Genomic DNA, 18267 nt, shown 5'->3' with positions numbered 1-18267 from the left:
ATGAACTTTTGGAAGTAGGCGTTAACCAAAAAAGGAGGCTACTCATGAATAAACGATCAATTGTACCGGAGGATTTGTACGGATATCAGTGGATCAGTGATCCCACAATAAGCCCCGATGGAACGATTGCCTACGTCAATAAAAGCATAGATCGCCCAAAGAATGACTACCAAACACACATCCGTGTCGTATCCCTTCTTGGGAACGATGATCAGCCGTTGACCGGTGGCCATAAGGATTCGGCTCCAGCTTGGTCACCCGATGGATTACAGCTAGCTTTTTTACGTCTGGCGAATGGAAGCAAACAGCTATGGACGGTTCCGGCTGAAGGTGGAGAGGGACAGCGGCAGACGGAGGTGAAGCGGGGAGTGGGTACATTCGTCTGGTCACCGGACGGAAAGTATATTGTATTCACAAGTATGGTGAGTATACACGCTGAGCGGGAAGCCATGGGGCTTGAGGAATATAGCAAGCAATCAGGTGAGCGGGGGCGTATTGTGGATCGCACCACTCCCAAAGCTGAAGGATCGGGCTGGTGGAACGGTCTATTTAGTCATTTATATGTATTGGAGCTTGAAAACGGCCGTGTCACGCCAATAACGTCGGGATCTTGGAATGCTTCTTACCCTGTATGGTCCACGGACAGCAAGCAGATTTCCTTCTTGTCCAAACGTGTAGACGACGACATGAAGGATGCGGACATGCTTTCGTTTTCGGATGTGTATACGATCGATTGCGACGGCGGTAATCTGGTGAAAGTTACGGATTCCAGCTTGGCGATTAGCCAATTTTCGTATGCCCCAGACGGCAAATCATTGACTCTGATCGCTAGTGATCGCATTTATGGAAGTGGTAGCCAGAATCGACTATATACCGTGCCTGTTACGGGGGGAGTCCCGGAACTATTGGTTCCTGAATTAGACATGCAAATCGGCAACTTCGCCTTAAGCGATATGAAATCATTTGGTCCGTCTCCATCTCCGTTATATGCTCCTGCGCGATTGAAGCCAGAAATGTATGTGCTCGGGACGTTGCAGGGTGCTGTTCATATATACCGCATCACAATAGACGGGAATGTTCAAGTGGTGACTGGCGGAAGTGATAGAGATATCTATCAGTACACACTATCTGCTGACGGTCGCTATTTGGTTTTTGCTGCACTTGATGCGGACCGGCCTGGCGAGCTGTATCAAATGAATCTGGAGACAGGGGAAGAGAAACGACTTACGCACCATAACGACGATCATATGGCTTCCTTGCAAGTGAGTTCACCAGAGAAGTTTTGGTTTGAGGCTTCGGATGACTTCAAGGTACAAGGATGGATTTTCAAACCGGCCGGAATGGTTCCGGGGGATCAGGTTCCTTTAATTTTACAAATTCACGGCGGACCCCATGCGATGTATACCGGCACGTATAGCCATGAAATGCAGACGCTTCTGGCACAGGGATATGCCGTGCTCATGACCAATCCGCGCGGTAGCTTTGGTTATGGTCAGGATTTTGCTCAGGCCTGCCGGGGGGACTTTGGGGGAGGAGATTATCGTGATCTGCTGGACGCCTTGGACTTTGCGCTGAGCCAGTTTGATTGTATAGATGAAACCAGGCTCGGGGTGGCTGGGGGCAGTTATGGCGGCCTGATGACCAACTGGATCATTTCTCACACGAACCGATTTCGAGCTGCTGTTACGCAGCGTTGCATCTCCAACTGGCTCTCCTTCTATGGCTTGAGCGATATTGGTATTTCCTATACGGAGGGAATCGTTGGGGCTAACCCGTGGGAAGATCCTGATCTACTCTGGTCCAAATCCCCACTGGCACATGTAAATAGCATTGAAACTCCGTTGCTGATTTTACACGGCGAGGAAGACCTGCGCTGCCCTGTTAGCCAAGGGGATGAGTTGTTTACGGCTCTTAAGCGGTTGGGTAAAATAACACGCCTCATTCGATATCCCGGGTCCAATCATTCATTGCTAAAGAGCGGTAAACCGACCCTTCGTGTGGATAACTTTGAACAAGTGGTGGCTTGGTTCAATTCATACTTGAGTAAAGGAGTATACTCCAATGAGTAAAGTGAAATTGTCCATCCCAGTGGCATTTCTGATCGAGAACTTACGTACGAGTGGTGAACCGAAAGACGTCATCATTGAATGTATCAAAAAACAGGATTTCACTCCTTTGCTCGATAAGGTTAAAGAAAAAACAATGGATTTCAAAGAACGTTGTCAAACGGCAGAAGACATAGGAGACGAGTGGGAAGAAGCGATCCTTAGTGGTTATGAATTTAAGTTTTTACACATCAATGGATTGAAAAGGCTGCTTTATTTTCGTTTTGATCGAGCCATAGATCGCGATTATGAACAGGATGGAATCACGTTGAAAAATCTGTATCTTGATCCTATCGAAATTGATACTTTACAAGGGCTCATCGGCAGACAGTGGCAGGTGATTACTGATGACAATGAAGCAGTAGGTAACGTGCAGAGGAGCGTATGCATTAAGCTTTTATACCAAAATGAAGATGATTCTTAAAAAGCAAATAGTATTTAATGCCCAAACGTACAAATGATGTTGCCCATGTGTACGTTTTTTTCTTTTTGTTTTTTTGTAAAATAATATATAAATGATTTCTATTCAAACTAAATGGACCAGGCGCCCTCATAGCGGCATTGTCTCTAATAAGTTGAAAAGCCGAATTCAGAATTGTAGGAGGAAATTATGATTGATGTATTCAATGAACAGATTCAAAATCTAGATCCGGAAATAAGTGCAGGTGAATTTGAGAAGAAAGATATTTCAAAAGTATTAACTATAATATGGATTTTTATAATTTATAGTGAGTCTGTCATTCTTCAACATTTGTCTAGTGGTCTAAATCTGCCGAAAAGTGTCTTATTCACTGTAATCATCATATTGCACATCCTCTTGTACTTGCATGCTCATAGAGTTGCAAAATATTTTTCATGGGCTTATTTTGTTGTGCAAGGAGGATTGATCTTTGCAAGTGCATTTCTTTTACCTGAAAGTTTCTCCATAGTACTGGTTGGGTTAATGCCCGTTTTGGTGGGTCAGAGTATAGGTATTTATTATAAGCCGCTTAAGGTTATTCTTGTATTTTTGATCTCCTATGTACTTTTTTGTGCGGCTGTGGTCTGGCATAATGACGGCAAGCAATTTGTGTTGTTCATCCCGCTATTTTTTCTCATTGCAGTTGTTATAATAGCTTATGCCATTCTTTTTCTCAAACAAGTCAAAGCACGAATCCGAACGCAAAACGTTCTTAAAGAACTTGAAATCGCACATCAAAAGGTCGAAGAACTTACAATTGCTAACGAACGACAACGTATGGCCCGTGATCTTCATGATACGCTGGCTCAAGGGCTTGCTGGGCTAATCATGCAACTTGAAGCCATTGATGCTCATCTGACAAAAGGAAGTACGCAAAGAGCTCAGGAGATCGTCCAACAATCGATGTCACAAGTGAGAAGAACATTGTCTGATTCAAGGCGAGCTATAGACAATCTGCGTTCAAAAACCATCTCGGAAGTTGATTTTGCAGAAGCCGTGGAGGAAGAAATACAGCGATTTACAATGGCTACGAGCATTCGTGTAATACGCAACATCAAAATTAAAGCTTCAGTTCCCAGACTGTTGTTCGAACATGGATTGTTTATTATAAGCGAGTGTTTAACCAACGTAGCGAAGCATTCACATGCTAATACCGTATGGATTCATATTTTAGATAACGAAGGTAAAATTGAAATCGAGATTCGCGATGATGGAAAAGGGTTTGATACGGATATTATTGCCAAGCAAACAGGGCATTACGGAATAATAGGTATACATGAACGTGTGCGGATGCTGGGTGGGAAAATCAATATCAGCAGTATATTTCAAGAAGGTACAGCTATAAAAATAGAGGCGCCTCTTACTAAAGGAGACCTATCATGAAATACAAGATTTTAATCGTTGACGATCATTGGGTAGTTAGAGAGGGATTAAAGCTGGTGTTGGAGACCAATGACAGTTATGAAGTTATTGGTGAAGCCGGAGAAGGTGTAACGGCTCTTAAATTGATCGAAGAACTTCAGCCGGATGTCATCCTTTTGGATTTATATATGCCACAAATGAGTGGTTTGGAAACCATGAAAGCCCTCAGAGGAAAACAAAATGAAACACCAGTCATTATCCTGACGACCTATAACGAAGATGACTTAATGATTAAGGGACTCTCTTTGGGGGCAAAAGGATATTTACTAAAAGATACCAGTCGAGAAAACTTATTTCGCACGATTGAGTCTGCGCTAAGGGGTGAAACGCTGCTTCAGCCAGAAATAACAGCAAGGGTATTTGCTGCTACGAATAAGAGAGAAGCCAAGATAGAATCACACGAAAGAAACTTAATTCTGACTGATAAGGAAAGACACATATTAAAGTATGTTGCACATGGTTTTAAAAGTAAGGAAATTGCGTTTGATATGGGAATTTCCGAGCGTACCGTAAAAGCACATTTAACGAATATTTATAACAAGCTTGGTGTTGATTCCAGATCCGAAGCCGTTGCCGTTTCGTTGGAACGTGGTATTTTACAGCTTTAGAAATAATAACTGAAAATATGTTATTTATTTGCCCAGTCGTACATAAGGTGCTTGCCCCTTTGTACGATTTTTTTGTTTGTTCATTGCTATAACATGAAAAAAGGATGAAAAAGTTTACTTGACCCACGGGTTGCTGATAGCACCTTTAGAAGAGAGAATCAGAGAGGATGACATTAGTTGAAGAGAAAAGAAATCAGGATAATGATTGCAGGGGTTGCATTAGCCTTAGTAGCTTCCGGTTGCTCCAGTGCATCGGAGAACTCTGTAACAGAAGCCAGTCACCCGGTGAAAATTGAGAAACTTGCAATGAAACCTTTGGCCAATGATTTTAATTTGGCGGGAACATTGCAGGCAAGTAATGAGGCCAATGTTTCCTTTGAAGCGGATGGACGTATATTGAACACTATGGTCGAAGTTGGGGATTCAGTAGAAAAAGGAAGTGTCCTTGCGAAGTTAGATACATCTGCTTACCAGTTACAGCTGGATCGGGCAAAGGCAACCATGGAAAAGGCAAAGGCTGGTGTTAGCCAAGCGGAGGCTTCTGTTCAATCGGCCCAGGCGGGCATTCATAGTTCACAATCCCAGGTCAATGCGGCCCAATCCAAATTGCAGGAATTGAACAATGGCGCCAAAAAGCAGGAGATTGCACAGTCTCAAAATGCGGTTACTGTAGCAACTAATAATTATAACAAGAAGAAAGCGGATGCCGCACGGTCCCAAAGTCTATTCCAGGCAGGTGCAGTATCATTAACGGAAAATGAGAATGCGCAGCTGGAATTAGCAAACGCACAAAAAAGCTTAAGTGATGCGCAAGAGAAATTGTCTCTTTTGCTTGCAGGGGCATCCCAGGAACAGCGTGCCCAAGCCTCGGCCGGCGTAGATCAGGCCAGGGCAGGGCTGGAATCGGCTAGGGCTACTATACAACAAGGGCTAGCCAGTAAAGCTCAGGCGCAGGCTACCTATGAGGATGCATTGGCTGCTTATGAACAGTCAGCCTTGTCACTGAAAAAAGCTACTTTAACTTCTCCGATCACGGGTGTTGTGATTGAAAAAAAGATATCTGATGGTCAACTGGGCTCCAGCGGGAGTGAGGCATTTGTTGTCGGGAATATCAAGACTTTAAAAGTACTCCTCCCCGTACCGGACAGTGAAATCTTATCGTGGAAGAAAAACCAAAAAGTAAATATATCTCTCTATGATGAAATTAGAACAGGGACCGTTACTCAGATCTATCCATCGACTAACTCCAAAACGGGAAGCATCAATGTGGAAGTTAGCATTCCCAATCCTGAACTGAATTGGAAACCTGGTCAAGTCATAAGCGCATCTAAAAGCATGAATCAAAGCGAAGCGCTTTTAGTGCCCGTGGAGGCCGTAATTAGTACGGGAAATGACCCTTATGTCTTTAAAGCTATAAATGGAAAGGCCGTTAAAACAGTAATTAAATTGGGGAAAGTGACTAATAATCAGCTTGAAGTTGTCTCTGGACTACAGGCAGGCGATCAAATCGTTACGCAAGGAGCAGGAACATTATTTAATGGTGATTTAATTGGGAATGATGTACTTGGGAAATCGGAGGAGTCGTCCGAATGATTAAATATATCGTTAAAAAACAAAAAATTACACTCATTTTCTTTGGCATGTGCATTGTGCTAGGGCTCTACAATTTTACATCGTTACCTAAACAAGAACAGCCCGATGTTATTCCCTTGTCAGCCAGTGTTACAACCATCTATCCGGGCGCCTCACCCGAAAGAATCGAGCAAACCATTACTAAGGTCATGGAACAGAAAATTAAAGCCGTACAAGGTGTCAAAACGATTTCTTCCACTTCATCTAAAGGCCAATCCAGTATAACTGTAGAAGCTTTTGAAGATGCAGACCCGACAAAGGTATGGACTGATCTTCGTACAAAGGTACAGGATGCCCGGTCTGAGCTTCCAGATGATGCGATGCAGCCGGTTATCAATGATAGCATGACAAGCTCTTTCATTGGTTCATATGCGATTACTTCTGATAAAATTGAGAATTTATACTCGTTGAATGAATTGATGAACAAATGGAAAGATCAATTAAAAACGGTTTCGGGTGTTTCACAAGTTAATATTCAAGGAATACCGGACCAAGAAGTACGAATCAGTTTAGACACGCAAAAGATGCAACAATATAACATCTCCTGGGAGCAGGTTGTTCAAGCAATCAAGAATGAGAATGAAAGAGTTCCTACAGGAAGCATGGATTTCAATGAGCGTACTTATCAACTGACGGTAAATGCCTCTACCGATCCATCCATTCTAAATAACGTCCAGATTTCAAGCAATGACGATGGATTCCCGATATCTCTGAAAGATGTAGGGACAGCCTCACTTGTTTTTAAAAAAGCAGCTAGTTATACGTATGTGAATAACAAGCCTGCTATTTCGATCAGTGTGAGCGGAGATACAGGCACAGACGTGCCAACGGTATCTAAGGCGACTACAACCAAAATCAATGAACTTGTGAGCAGTTTGCCGAAGAATGTACATTTTGAACTACTTTTTGCGCAAAATGATCGAGTAGATGAAATGTTTGGAAACCTGACCAAAGAGATGATCATCGCTATTATATCGGTCATTGTTATATGTACATTAGGTTTAAATTTGCTGACTTCTGCATTTGTGGCCTTGGCCATTCCTGTTTCCATCGCCATCGGCTTTATTTTCTTACCCACAACAGGAATCACGCTGAATCAAATTTCAGTCATCGGATTAATCATCGTGCTAGGGATATTGGTTGATGATGCCGTCGTGGTCAATGACAATATTGAACGCCGACGCACTGAATTTGGGGAAGATGCTACGGAGGCAGCCATTAAAGGAACGAAAGAGGTATCCTTATCAATCATTACAGCTACGCTAGCTACGGTTGCAGCATTTGCCCCGCTTTTATTCCTGCCGGGCACCATTGGAGACTTTATTAAACCGATACCTACCGTTATTTCGTTAACGATGCTGGCGTCCATGATTATGTCGCTAACGATCATTCCTATTTTCCGTCAATGGTATGATCAACGTCGTAAAGGAAAAGAGAGTAGTAAGACAGTTAAGCCACCTGGACTTCTGGGGAATCAAATACAGTCTCTATCCAATGTATACTCTAAAAACTGGATGCCAAGAATACTGCGACGCCCACTTTTAACAGCGCTTATTGGTCTTATGATGGGTACAGCAGCTTATGGACTACTTGCTGTTGTTCCTATTGAATTATTTCCGGATTCCGATCAAGCGGATGCCACGATCAGTGTAACGATGCCAGAAGGAACATCGTTGCAGGCAACCAATCAGGTTATTAACGAGATTGGCATGTGGGTCAAAAAACAGCCAGAAACAGAGCGGCTGGCGGCAACAGCAGGTGGAGGAGCGCCTCAGCTGTACAGCGATGTTGCAGGTGGTCACGGCTCTGGGGGAGCGGTAAACGGCCAAATTGCTGTCGTTGGAAAAGAGGGGCTATTTGATCTCAAAAAAACAGTGGATAACTGGACCCATACGCTACAAGCTAAATATCCATCTGCATTAATCAGCATTCGTGTTCCCCAATTAGGTATTCCGGTCGGTAGTGCGGTGTCTATCCGTATTAAAGGAGAAGACATTGATAAGCTGCAAAACATGACAACTAAAGTCAAAGAAATTGTTGCGGGAACCCCCGGAGCTGTAGATGTGACCGATAATATGGGTATGCAAAGCTATAATCTGAATTTCCAAATTAATCAGCAAGCCTTGGATAAATATCAGGTTAGCTATTACGATTTAACGCGTACCTTGCTATTAATGGGTGACGGTGTAAATGTAACGGATTTTGATACGGGTAAGGAATTGCTTGATATAAATGTATATATGAACAAATCAAACCATGATCCTGAGGTATTGTTCCAACAGTTAAGTGTGAACAATGCGGCAAGGGAACAAATCCCCTTATCCCAATTAGCCACGATGAAACCGGACTTTTCCATCCAACAAATCCACCGCTATGATCTGGAACGGACGGTAACGATCTCAGCCAATGGAAATGGGCGTACGGCTACAGAACTCACTAATGACATCCGTAGCAAACTTACAAATACCCAGTTTGAACCAGGCTACACCTGGGAGATGGGGGGGGAAACATCCGCGCAGTCTGATATGTTTAAGGACTTGGGCAAATTAGCTGTGATTGTTATTTTCCTTATTCTCCTCTTAATTACCATGCAGTTTTACTCGGTTTCCACACCGCTCATTATTATGACCACTGTTTATCTGGCAGCGGCAGGAGGAATCCTTGGAAGTTTTATTTCAGGGATGCCAATTGGATTCATGAGTATTATGGGTATCATTTCACTTGCTGGTATCGTCGTGCGTAACGGTATCGTGCTGATAGAGTTTATTGAAGATGCGCGGCGTGAAGGCGCTGATTTAACAGACGCCATTCTAATGGCATGCTCTGCCCGTTTCCGTCCGATCTTGCTTACTTCGCTAACTGCGATTGTGGGTATGATCCCTATTGCCACAATAGGTGAGATCTTGTTCAAACCGTTGGCAACGACCATTATATTCGGACTAATTTTTTCAACTATTTTAACTTTGTTTGTAGTTCCGACGCTGTATATGGTCGTAGCTCATCTGAAGCTGAAACGAAAGCATAAGAAGGAAAAGGCTATAAATAGCGATAGCTCAGTGACCTTGTAGGTAAATAAATAATACAGGATCGTACATTAGGCGAGAGTCTTAATGTACGATTTTTTTATTTCATTGACATAGTCCACAAAAATCATTACTATAATTGTTGCAAAAGTCCACTAAATTGGGGGAGTTATGATCAATATAGATGCTAATATGATAGCGGATATGAGGCGTTTTAATCGGTTCTATACGAATATACTGGGTGTTTTAGATAGACATGTGCTGGATAGCGGATATTCCTTTACCGAGGCCCGTGTCATTATAGAGATCGGGTTGATCGAGCCATGTATTGCGAATACTCTAGTCGAATCTCTTAAAATTGATCGCAGCTATATGAGTAGGATCATTGCTAAATTTTGCAAAGAGGGCTTTCTTGTTAAGGAAAATTCAACGTTGGATAATAGAACAAATCTGATTCGTTTGACTCCTAAAGGAAAAGCATTCTACAACCAACTGAATGAAAGGTCTGATGAACAAATTCTAAAATTAGTTCAAGGACTTTCAGAAGAAGAGATTAAGGAATTACATGCTTCTATGTTGTTAATTCAGAAGAAATTGGATAATTTGGAGAGGATACAGAATGATACGATTTGAATGCGACTATACCGAAGGTGCTCATGAGCGCATATTAAAGCGACTTTTGGAGACTAATGATGAACAAACCCCAGGTTATGGTGTGGACGATCATTGTGAAAAAGCCAGAGCATATATTAAAGAAGCATGTGACTCCCCAAGTGCGGATGTACACTTTTTGGTTGGAGGTACACAGACCAATACCACCGTCATTTCTTCTATTCTGCGTCCGCATCAAGGCGTCGTTGCGGCAGTTTCTGGACATATTGCCGTACATGAGACCGGAGCGATTGAAGCTACTGGGCATAAAGTACTTACTTTGCCAAGTGATGATGGGAAAATCAGGGCCGAGCAGGTAAAGGAGCTGTATGACGCTCACTGGAATGATGCCGCTCCTGAGCATAGTGTACAGCCTGGGATGGTTTATATTTCCCAACCTACTGAAAATGGAACGATTTATAGCAAATCAGAGCTGGAAGCATTAAATAGAGTCTGTCAAGAGTATGCTTTACCACTGTTTATAGATGGAGCGCGATTAGGCTATGGCTTGGTGGCCGAAGATAGCGATGTATCTTTAGCAGATATAGCGAAGCTATGCGATGTATTTTATATTGGTGGGACCAAAATTGGAGCCTTGATGGGAGAAGCAGTAGTCATTCTAAATGATACATTGAAAAAAGATTTTCGATATATGATCAAGCAAAAAGGAGGACTGCTGGCTAAGGGAAGAATGTTGGGCATTCAATTCGAAACTTTGTTTGAAGACGGTTTATACGTCGAAATTTCCAAACACGCTATAGATATGGCAATGATGCTTCAAAATGGATTATCTGAGCAAGGTTTTTCTTTTCAATACCGTTCTACAACCAATCAGCAGTTTCCGATTTTACCAGATCGTATACTAAAGGCATTGAGTGAAAAATATACTTACTCCTTTTGGGAAAAGGTTGATGATGCACATAGTGCTGTTCGATTCTGTACCAGTTGGGCTACGAAGAAAGAAAATATTGAAATGCTGATTCAGGATATTAAAGCATTGCAATAAAGGTCATAGAAAGAGTAATTTATAATTTTAAAGATGTAGAATGACTATGTAATAGCCATACTTCGTTGCACGCATTGCAGCGAAGTATGGTTTTTTGGCTTGTCTTAAGTTCCATGAAAGAGCAAGTGGATATAAAAATGGAAAAAGAAGACAAGAGCGGAGGTATAAAATCGGCATCTAATTCTTTACACTGAATATCTACCGAACCTGCTTGCGGTACTGAAGAGGGGAGAGCCCGGTTATTTTTTTAAAGATTTTATTAAAGTGGGAAGCATGACCGAACCCCACTTCCTCTGCAATATGCTGGATTTTGTCCTTGGTGGTTCGAAGTCTTGTTTGGGCCGCCCTGACCCTCACTACGCGGATGTATTCGCTGAAATGAAAACCAGTCAACTTTAGAAAGATACGGCTTAGGTAAGCTGGACTGATGAAGAAGCATGCGGCCACTTGTTCGAGAGTTAACGGTTCATTGTAATGATCCTGAATAAAAGAAGAAATTTCCGTGATTTTCTGATGCATGGGATGAGAGGAAACAGGTTCACTTCGCTCGATCGCTTCCGATCGGTGCACCAGAATAAGCATTTCCAGCAGTAAATGCTGTACGCAACGGTCATGCAGAGGCTGCTTATTCCTGCATTCGGTATTCATCTGTAGGAATAAACGTTCAACCTCTACTTGCTCTCTCGCAGGTAAGCGAAGCAACGCGGATTGCTGATACGGCGGCAGGTCAAGAATGTCATGATCCTGCTGTGGGAGAAACGTCGGAGAAAAATGAATCAATATGCGCTCCGTTTCCTGCAATTGTGTGCTGGCGGTAGAGTGCAGGTCATGAGGAAGGATGAATATTAGATCCCCTTTGCGAGCGGTGTATACCTTGCCATTCATAAAATAGATGCGTTCGCCTCGCAGTAAGAGATACAGCTCATAGTTCTCGTGGACATGAGGCCGGGGCATAACTGTGAAACCGGTACGATAGATGTGATGAATGGAGAATTGTTGTTCTCCAATGACATATTTATCTTCTTTCATTTCATTCATGTGCTTCTTCCTTTGCAAATTAAGATAAGTAAGCGCATTTATATACCAACAGTATATATGACAACCTGCCAATGATAAAAGCAGAAAAGATTGATGAAAGTGATGAAAGGAGGTGAAGACGCTTCTGAACTTCTCGGATCGTGTTTTTATAAAAATATGCACTGATGTGAAAGAAAATCTTAGGGAGGAAACAGAATATGAGCAAGCAGCGTACATGGAAAAAGGTGCTATGTAATGTGGTTGTGGGTTCATTGTTCTTGACCTTGTGCCCACCACTAATCCAAGCGGAGACTGCGGTAGGAACAGAGAACGCAAAGGTGGCAAAAGTGGCGACGGATATTCCGGCCTTTCCGGGGGCTGAGGGTGGCGGTAAATATGTTACCGGAGGACGCGGAGGTGAAGTGTATGAGGTTACCACGCTGGCAGACTACGGCAAAGAGGAACAGATAATACCCGGATCTCTTCGTGCAGCGGTCAGCTCCGATAATCGGACGGTCGTATTCCGGGTGGGTGGAACGGTTCATCTCAAGGAGCCACTTAAAATCTTGGGAAACAACCTGACGGTTGCGGGTCAGACAGCTCCTGGCGACGGTATAACTGTAAGCGATTACACAACAGGGATTGATGCAGATAACGTCATTCTCCGTTACCTGCGTTTCCGATTGACCGACCGATACCCCAGTGAGGATGACGCGTTAGGAGCCAGATACCATAAAAACATAATGATTGATCACTGTTCCTTTAGCTGGTCGGTGGATGAGGTACTGAGCCTGTATGACAACGTCAATACAACAGTACAATGGTCCATTGCGTCCGAGAGTATGCTAATGACCACGCACCAGAAAGGTCGCCATGGCTATGGCGGCATATGGGGCGGACGAAATTCCACCTATCATCATAACTTGTTGGCTCACAATGCAAGCCGTAATCCGCGTTTTCCAACCGATAAAAAACAAATCGACGCTGTGGAAATGACCAATAATGTCATTTATAACTGGGGATTTTTCTCTTCATACGGTGGCGGTGAAGGATCGTATAATGTGCTAAATAACTATTATAAGTATGGCCCCAACACATATGAGGACGTTCGCGGTCAAATTTTTGTAGACGTGGGTAGTAAAAAATATAAAACACGCATCTTTATTGGTGGTAACTACATGTACGGCAATGACTCGGTTACGAAAGACAACTGGCAGCTTGGGACATCCATTGGATCAATTATTGATCCTTCCACCCGTTTGGCAGAGCCGATTGAAGTTAGAGGGGAATACGACAACGGAATTTCACCGGATGCGTATGGTCCATATCAAGCGACAGATGCACAGACCGCATATACGGGGGTGCTTGCCGGCTCAGGAGCCACGCTGCCAAGAAGAGATGCGGTGGACGCCCGAATTATGAATGATGTGAAGAATGGAACGGGTGCGTTTATTAACTCTCCGCGTGAAGCAGGGTGGATTTACGACGATTCTAACGTAACGACGACGGAGCTTTCTGACAGTGACCATGATGGAATGCCGGATGAATGGGAACGTGCCAATGGACTGGACCCCAAGAATGCAGATGACCGTAACGGTCAATTGCTTGCCGGCACAGGGGCGTATGTTCATTTTGCCAAGGGTTATACAAATCTGGAGGTCTATTTAAATGATCTTATTGAGAAGCTGTCGAATGGAAATGAGGTGGATAATCCAGAGGCCTTCGTTCAGGTGTCGGATGCAAACGGACGTTCACTAAAGCATAACGATATTTTGGAAGCAGGCCGGGATGCGACCATAACAGCAACAGCCAAGGACAAAGATGGTATTGCTCACGTTGAATTTATCATTGACGGCAAACTTGTTGGTAAAGTAGAGACCGCGCCTTATCATCTCGATTGGAATCATGTAACAGACGGTACCCATAATATTATTGTACGGGTGACCGACCGCAAGGGGACTGCTGCATTTTCCAATCCTGTTACCATTCACGTCAATACGACCGCGCCATCGGGAAGTTGGCTCAGCGAAGAGATTGGCTCTGAGGGCAATGATGGTTATATAAAAGGACATACTCAGGTCTTAAAGGAAGATACAAGCGGCAGCAGCATACGACTGAAGTCAGCGGGAGACGTTGACGGTAAGGCAGATATTTTCCATTATGCTTATCAAAAATGGGAAGGTGACACTGAAATTACAGCCCGTGTGGAACAAATTACCCCGGTGGATGATAATGCCGAAGCGGGTGTAATGATTCGTGAATCGCTGAAGCCTGGATCAAAAATGGCTTTTATGTCTTTATCATTTGTTAAATATGGCAAACAGGGTATTCTTATCAGTCGTGATCAAACGGATGGTAAGACGAAACGTGCTTCAATGGAGACTTTTATTGCAACGCCATATTCGGTTCGTCTGGTACGACAAGGACAAAAGGTTACCGGCTGGGTATCCGCAGATGGTGTGACGAACTGGGAGAAGGTTGGTGAAACGGTTATAGATGTGCCGAATAATCAGCCGCTATTGATCGGGTTGGCTACCGATGCATCCAAACAACAAAACGATGTATGGAATTACAATACGTCGGAATTCAGCAATGTCACCATCCGCAACCTGACAGACTCAGGAGGGACTCATCCTACTAGTGTGGTGGTAGCGACCTATGGCCCTGCTGACTTTACATCTCTCCAGGCAGCGATTGACGCAGTCCCTGACGACAGCAACACAAGGACAGTTATCCATCTCAAAAACGGTACGTATCGTGAAAAAATAAAGGTGAATTCCTCCAAAAAAAATCTGAGTATTATCGGAGAAGATCGCGATAAAACGATCATTGCTTTTGATGATACGGCCAAAACGGTGGTGGACGGAAAAGAATTAGGAACAAGCAACAGCTATACAATGCGTGTGCAAAGTCCCGATTTTGTGTTGGAGAATGTCACGGTTGCCAATACAGAAGGAACCGGGCAGGTGCAGGCTGTAGCGTTATATGCCGAAGGTGATCGTGGTAAGTATCACAATGTCAAAATTACCGGCCTACAGGATACGTTGCTTGTGAACCGTGGCAGACAGTACTTTAAGGACAGCTACATCAGTGGCAGTGTAGATTTTATATTTGGAAATGCACCTGCCGTGTTTGATAATTCGATCATACACAGCCTGCGTGCTGGATATGTGACAGCAGCTTCAACAGAAGAGAACAAGCCGGGCTTTGTATTTATTCAATGTCGTCTGACAACAGAAAGTGGTTTGACAGGCAAGGTGGATCTCGGACGGCCATGGCGCCCTTACGCTCATGTTACTTTTTTGAAGACCTATATGGATGAACATATCAAGCCGGGCGGCTGGAACAATTGGGGCAAGGAATCCAATGAGCAGACCGCAAGATTTGGAGAGTTTGACAACTTTGGGCCAGGTGCAGAAAGTAGCGGGCGTGTACCTTGGGCCAAACAGCTTACCGCCGATGAAGCAAGCCAGTACACCGTTGAAGCTGTTCTGAGCGGGACAGATCATTGGGATTGGCGTCTTTAAATTTGATGTTCAATGGTTAAGCGGGGCAAGCGCTTCTAGCGTTCAGCCTCGCTTATTTTTATAGTTTGAGTAGAGGACACATACTTAATTTTCGGTGTTGAAAATACTTGTTTATATGGTAAATATTTGCTATGTTAAAAGTGCATTTATTTCAAATTGTAATTTATTATTGATTTGGAGGTGTAAGGTATGGCACGTGTGTTAGTAGTGATCACGCCTGCTGAAGGCCATGTTAATCCGACACTAGGATTAGTGAAAAGGTTGGTAGACAGTGGGGAGGATGTTGACTATGTGTGTACGGAAGAATACCGTACGAGAATTCAACAGACAGGAGCACAGATGATAACCTACCCTTTTGTTGATGATGCTTTTTCCAAAGACTCTGATTTAAAGCCAGCAGAATACAAACATCATTATCAATTTGTGTACATGATGGTAAAAGGTATGATTCTTCCGATTATTCCAGAGGTTTTGAGAGTTATTGAAAACAGAACCTATGATTATTTAATCTATGATTCTTTGATGGGCTGGGGAGGCACGATTATTGCTGAGAAGCTAGGAATCCCTGCTGTGTGCTCTATCGCTTCTTTTGCTTTCGTAGAGCCATTGGGATCGGGGCAAGGCATGAATGACAATGATCCGGAGGTAAAGAAGTTGTACACGGCTACGATGCAAATAACGCATCAACTGGCTAAGGAGCTTCAGGTTGAGGCTCCAGCTATAGAAAAGATTGCTCCTCATGGCGGGCGCTTAAGAATCGTTTATACAAGCCGCTATTTTCAACCGCAAGCTGAAAAACTGGATCACAGTTTTATTTTTACAGGTCCTTCTATTGTACCGCGTAAAGATGCTCCATCTTTCCCGTTCGAACAACTTCGTGTTCTGCATCCACAGGCGGTTTACATTTCGATGGGTACTATTTTGAATAAAGACTTGGAATTTTATAAGCTTTGTTTTGCAGCATTTCGCGATTTGCCTGTGCAGTTTGTGCTGTCTTCAGGCAATTATACAAATATGGAGCCATTGGCCCCGTGTATCCCTGACAATTTTATAATCAAGCCTTATATTCCGCAATTGGAAATGCTTCAGCATGTGGACGCTTTTGTTACACATGCGGGGATGAACAGTACAAGTGAAGCCCTGTATTACAATGTGCCGCAGGTCATGATTCCTTTAACATCAGATCAGCCAATCGTAGCCAGTCGGGTGCAGGAACTGGGAGCGGGTGTTGTTGTGGATAAAAATGAGCTTACACCCGCTACTTTGAGAGCTGCCTTATTAGAGGTATTGAGTCATCCAATCTATAAAGAACAGGCTCATGTGATCGGCGAATCATTACGTCAGGCTGGTGGGTACAAACATGCGGCAGATACGATTATGAGTCATTTCTCCACCATAGAAAAATAAGGCGCAGTCTATATACTGTGATTTCTTTCTTTTAAAGCAGCAGATTTTTCAAACTCTAGTTTCTTCGAAATTGCCAGGAGACCAAGGGAGCAGATGATTAGGGCCAAACATACCCAATAGGTATTTCGGTAACCAATCCATTGAGCGGTCAATCCGCCCATCAAGCTCCCTACCAGTCTTCCGATGGTTGTCGCATTGGAATATAGCGTCGATGCGTACCCTGGAAGAGAGGGTAACAAATCCTGCATGTAACTAATGCCAATGGCAGAAATCACTGCAACAAAGAAGGCTAGAAGAAGCTGCCCCACGAATAGCTGCCACATCTCCGTAGACATAAGGACAAGGATATAATAGACAACTCCTGTTAATGCCCCTAAAAATACAAGCAAACGGTTGGAGTATTTAGCTGCTAGTACGCCTAGCATGAGCATCAAGGGGATTTCTAAAATTGCGCAAATACTAGATACTAGAGCAACGTCACTCGTGTCACCTTTTAAATTGTGAATGATGAACAAAGAAATATTTAAACTGTTCATCCAGTGAGACGTATAGAGCAGAGTAAGAACTAAAAAGGGGATCAGAATCTCAATATTTTTATGTAATGTAATGGTATGAAGTGAAAGTTGATTCTTATGTTTAAGCTGAGCTGGAGGTTGCTTGATAAAAAAGAATAAAAGAACAGCAATGAGAACAAAAATAGAGGTCGTTCCCATAAAGATACCCTTAAAGCCCGTATGTGCAATCAAAAAGGAACCAAAAAGCGGCCCGGTAATAAAGCCAAGAGAAAACATAGACCGAAGCGTTGAATTAGCAAAGGCGTGATCCGCAGATTCACTGCGATCTACTGCTTCACGTGCACTGGCAAATAACTGCGGCATCCCAGGAGCACCAATGGCTGTAAAGATCGTCATATAAACAAAAAGTACATAAAAATTTTGGATTACAAGATATCCTGCAAAGGCTACGGCATTAAATAACGTACAAATCACCAAAATTTGTTTGCGATCTAATCCGGTATCAGAACGTTTGGCAATCAGAGAGCTTATCCATATGCCACAAATCAAAGTCACCGCTGTAAACACACCAAAGGTTCCTACAGATACGCCAAGTGTACTTGTAAAATATACAGCTAAAAAAGGTGCGCTGATGGATATAGCCATGCCTTGCAATAACATGCAGATCATGAACAATGGGTAGTTAGGAATAACAAAAAGATTTTGAATACGCTTTAGCATTTCATTTTTACACCCCTTCAGATTTAGAAGCAGAATAATACATACCTATCCCATCTAAACTACATATGACTTTAGCATAATTTGTATATTTACATGGTGTAAAATATTATATAATTTTTTTCACTTTGATGAGCAGCTCATATGCAAGGTCATATACAGACAAAGATACAATAT

The 18267-nt window shown here is 43.1% G+C and carries 12 protein-coding genes; 10 read left to right on the top strand and 2 right to left on the bottom strand.

All coding sequences use genetic code 11. The annotated features are described in order from the left end of the window. Positions 1 to 44 precede the first annotated feature (44 nt). The 8 genes from T3H97_RS22450 (at position 45) to T3H97_RS22415 (ending at position 10907) form a co-directional block, all read left to right on the top strand. Positions 45 to 2069, top strand: coding sequence for a S9 family peptidase (locus T3H97_RS22450; protein ID WP_328800927.1), 2025 nt, complete (start codon positions 45 to 47; stop codon positions 2067 to 2069). Beyond that, entirely contained in the window at positions 2062 to 2529 is a 468-nt protein-coding gene (locus T3H97_RS22445) for a hypothetical protein (RefSeq protein ID WP_103048338.1), read from the top strand. Before T3H97_RS22450 ends, T3H97_RS22445 begins: the two co-directional genes overlap by 8 nt. Before the next feature lie 186 nt (positions 2530 to 2715). Then, positions 2716 to 3948: a sensor histidine kinase gene (locus T3H97_RS22440; RefSeq protein WP_328800926.1), complete on the top strand. Its 1233-nt coding sequence runs from the start codon at positions 2716 to 2718 to the stop codon at positions 3946 to 3948. Then, positions 3945 to 4595: a response regulator transcription factor gene (locus T3H97_RS22435; protein WP_328800925.1), complete on the top strand. Its 651-nt coding sequence runs from the start codon at positions 3945 to 3947 to the stop codon at positions 4593 to 4595. The genes T3H97_RS22440 and T3H97_RS22435 overlap by 4 nt, the downstream gene beginning before the upstream one ends. 201 nt (positions 4596 to 4796) lie before the next feature. Then, the gene (locus T3H97_RS22430) at positions 4797 to 6188 is read left to right on the top strand and encodes an efflux RND transporter periplasmic adaptor subunit (protein WP_328802871.1); all 1392 of its coding nucleotides are present in this window, start codon (positions 4797 to 4799) and stop codon (positions 6186 to 6188) included. Then, the gene (locus T3H97_RS22425) at positions 6185 to 9295 is read left to right on the top strand and encodes an efflux RND transporter permease subunit (RefSeq protein ID WP_328800924.1); all 3111 of its coding nucleotides are present in this window, start codon (positions 6185 to 6187) and stop codon (positions 9293 to 9295) included. Before T3H97_RS22430 ends, T3H97_RS22425 begins: the two co-directional genes overlap by 4 nt. 126 nt (positions 9296 to 9421) lie before the next feature. Continuing rightward, positions 9422 to 9883, top strand: a complete 462-nt coding sequence (locus T3H97_RS22420) for a MarR family winged helix-turn-helix transcriptional regulator (protein ID WP_103048335.1) — start codon at positions 9422 to 9424, stop codon at positions 9881 to 9883. After that, complete coding sequence (locus tag T3H97_RS22415; protein WP_328800923.1) at positions 9870 to 10907, top strand: threonine aldolase family protein; 1038 nt, start codon at positions 9870 to 9872, stop codon at positions 10905 to 10907. The genes T3H97_RS22420 and T3H97_RS22415 overlap by 14 nt, the downstream gene beginning before the upstream one ends. A 198-nt stretch (positions 10908 to 11105) precedes the next feature. On the opposite strand, the gene T3H97_RS22410 is transcribed toward T3H97_RS22415, so the two are convergent. Next, on the bottom strand, positions 11106 to 11945 hold the full coding sequence (locus T3H97_RS22410) for a helix-turn-helix transcriptional regulator (RefSeq protein ID WP_328800922.1): 840 nt from the start codon (positions 11943 to 11945) through the stop codon (positions 11106 to 11108). A 197-nt stretch (positions 11946 to 12142) separates the two neighbouring features. Here T3H97_RS22410 and T3H97_RS22405 point away from each other — a divergent pair, with 197 nt between their 5' ends. Both T3H97_RS22405 and T3H97_RS22400 read left to right on the top strand, forming a co-directional pair. Continuing rightward, a complete protein-coding gene (locus T3H97_RS22405; protein WP_328800921.1) occupies positions 12143 to 15451 on the top strand; it encodes a pectinesterase family protein in 3309 nt (1102 codons plus the stop codon). Between the two features lie 189 nt (positions 15452 to 15640). Next, positions 15641 to 16858 carry a macrolide family glycosyltransferase gene (locus T3H97_RS22400; RefSeq protein WP_328800920.1) on the top strand — a complete coding sequence of 406 codons (1218 nt, stop codon included), beginning with the start codon at positions 15641 to 15643 and terminating at the stop codon, positions 16856 to 16858. An 8-nt stretch (positions 16859 to 16866) separates the two neighbouring features. Here T3H97_RS22400 and T3H97_RS22395 read toward each other — a convergent pair whose 3' ends face one another. Beyond that, positions 16867 to 18093, bottom strand: coding sequence for a sugar efflux transporter (locus tag T3H97_RS22395; protein WP_328800919.1), 1227 nt, complete (start codon positions 18091 to 18093; stop codon positions 16867 to 16869). Positions 18094 to 18267 lie beyond the last annotated feature (174 nt).

It is taken from the genome of Paenibacillus sp. LX16, assembly GCF_036252815.1.
GTDB lineage: Bacteria > Bacillota > Bacilli > Paenibacillales > Paenibacillaceae > Paenibacillus > Paenibacillus polymyxa_B.
Note: the sequence above shows the minus strand (reverse complement) of the source record. Positions and strands in the feature narration are given on the sequence as shown.

Excerpts from the sequence above, each read along its gene's own strand:
- T3H97_RS22450 (WP_328800927.1), top strand. The coding sequence starts at position 45 with ATGAATAAACGATCAATTGTACCGGAGGATTTGTACGGATATCAGTGG.
- T3H97_RS22445 (WP_103048338.1), top strand. The coding sequence starts at position 2,062 with ATGAGTAAAGTGAAATTGTCCATCCCAGTGGCATTTCTGATCGAGAAC.
- T3H97_RS22440 (WP_328800926.1), top strand. The coding sequence starts at position 2,716 with ATGATTGATGTATTCAATGAACAGATTCAAAATCTAGATCCGGAAATA.
- T3H97_RS22435 (WP_328800925.1), top strand. The coding sequence starts at position 3,945 with ATGAAATACAAGATTTTAATCGTTGACGATCATTGGGTAGTTAGAGAG.
- T3H97_RS22430 (WP_328802871.1), top strand. The coding sequence starts at position 4,797 with ATGATTGCAGGGGTTGCATTAGCCTTAGTAGCTTCCGGTTGCTCCAGT.
- T3H97_RS22425 (WP_328800924.1), top strand. The coding sequence starts at position 6,185 with ATGATTAAATATATCGTTAAAAAACAAAAAATTACACTCATTTTCTTT.
- T3H97_RS22420 (WP_103048335.1), top strand. The coding sequence starts at position 9,422 with ATGATCAATATAGATGCTAATATGATAGCGGATATGAGGCGTTTTAAT.
- T3H97_RS22415 (WP_328800923.1), top strand. The coding sequence starts at position 9,870 with ATGATACGATTTGAATGCGACTATACCGAAGGTGCTCATGAGCGCATA.
- T3H97_RS22410 (WP_328800922.1), bottom strand. The coding sequence starts at position 11,945 with ATGAATGAAATGAAAGAAGATAAATATGTCATTGGAGAACAACAATTC.
- T3H97_RS22405 (WP_328800921.1), top strand. The coding sequence starts at position 12,143 with ATGAGCAAGCAGCGTACATGGAAAAAGGTGCTATGTAATGTGGTTGTG.
- T3H97_RS22400 (WP_328800920.1), top strand. The coding sequence starts at position 15,641 with ATGGCACGTGTGTTAGTAGTGATCACGCCTGCTGAAGGCCATGTTAAT.
- T3H97_RS22395 (WP_328800919.1), bottom strand. The coding sequence starts at position 18,093 with ATGCTAAAGCGTATTCAAAATCTTTTTGTTATTCCTAACTACCCATTG.